The sequence below is a fragment of the Bartonella sp. AA78NXGY genome (assembly GCF_042197005.1).
GTDB lineage: Bacteria > Pseudomonadota > Alphaproteobacteria > Rhizobiales > Rhizobiaceae > Bartonella.
The window spans coordinates 1-1,379 of the sequence record NZ_JBHIRI010000067.1 but is presented as its reverse complement, the minus strand read 5'-3'; the positions used below and the strand labels follow the sequence as shown (position 1 = coordinate 1,379).

The 1,379-nt window shown below is 38.5% G+C and carries 1 pseudogene; it reads right to left on the bottom strand.

From position 1 onward, the window contains the following. Positions 1–1,379, bottom strand: a pseudogene (locus tag ACFINL_RS09645) (hypothetical protein); the annotation flags it as partial.

Genomic DNA, 1,379 nt, shown 5'->3' with positions numbered 1-1,379 from the left:
TCGTCAAAGTAACGTAGGTTGGATACTGCTAGACCAACGGCGGCTGCTTGCCTTGCCTCTTTCCGTACGCTCTTAATGTCATAACTTAAAATATTAAACTTCATATCTGTATATCGGTCAGACCGATCAACAGCATCATCAATGGCATTAATAACAATATTATCCACCCGACTATCCGTATATTTTTTTGCATCATCGAGAACAATTTTCATCTGTTGCTGAGTGTAATCATGTAGTTGACCACCATTCACAGCTTCTTTCGAACCTTGTTCAATGCGACCATTGGCAACATTATCAATCATAACAGGTTCACTTTCGTTGCCACCTTTTAGAGTGATCTTATTGGTTTTTTTACCATCAGCATCTTTATCATAGTTAACTGCACCATCAGAAAGATTATTAACCGTGTTCTCAATATTATCAACTCTGTCTTCAATATTGAAAACCGTTTCACCAATATTCGTAACCGTAGTGGAAATATTGTCGACTCTGTTTTCAATATGCTTAATATCTTTTTCAACGCCAGTGATACGTTCGTTGGTTTCCCAAAGCTGTCCACCATTGACTGCATCTTTTGAACCTTCTGCAATTTTACCATCTGCTACATTGATAATCTTACTTGGTTGACCATCATGGCTAGCGTCATAAGCTTTTTTCTGCTCATTCCAATTTAAACCATTGGACGAGACATTGTTTTCAACACTTTGAATACGGTCGTTTATCTTAGACATACTCTCACTTACGCCGTCAAAAGCACTGGCAACGTTATGATAATCCTTCTTTTCACCAGAGCTCCCGTCAGCCTTGAATTGTGCTATCTTGAAAGTAGGAGCAGTCCATTCTCCATTATTATAGCCAGCGCCACCACCAAAATATGCAGCAAGCTGATTACTCATCAAATAAAGTTGCGAACCATTTATAGCATCGGTTGAATCTTCAGAAATATCTCCATTAGCAAGAAACTTAATTTTGCTATTTTCTTTGTCTGCTCCATGCTGTGCTACAAATGCCTGCTCATCATTGCTCCACAACAAAGCATCCCCTTTGACTTCTTGTGTAATATCATTGATTTGTTGTGTAAAATTATTGACCACATTCGTGAGATGACTATTCACACTCTTCACATTTGCATCGAGACCACTCAAAGCTGAGCCAACATCATGATAATTGGCTTTTGCCACCTGACCATCTTCAACAATAACAGATAAACTATAGTTTGGTCCTTTAAAAGCACCATTTTCGAACGAGGCACCACCACCAAAATAATTTGCTATATCTCCAGATATTTTATTAATTTGGTTCCCATTGATCGCATCATGCGAATCTTCAGCAATTTTCCCATCTTTAACATTATGGAGGGAAACGGGTGCTGTAGTCTT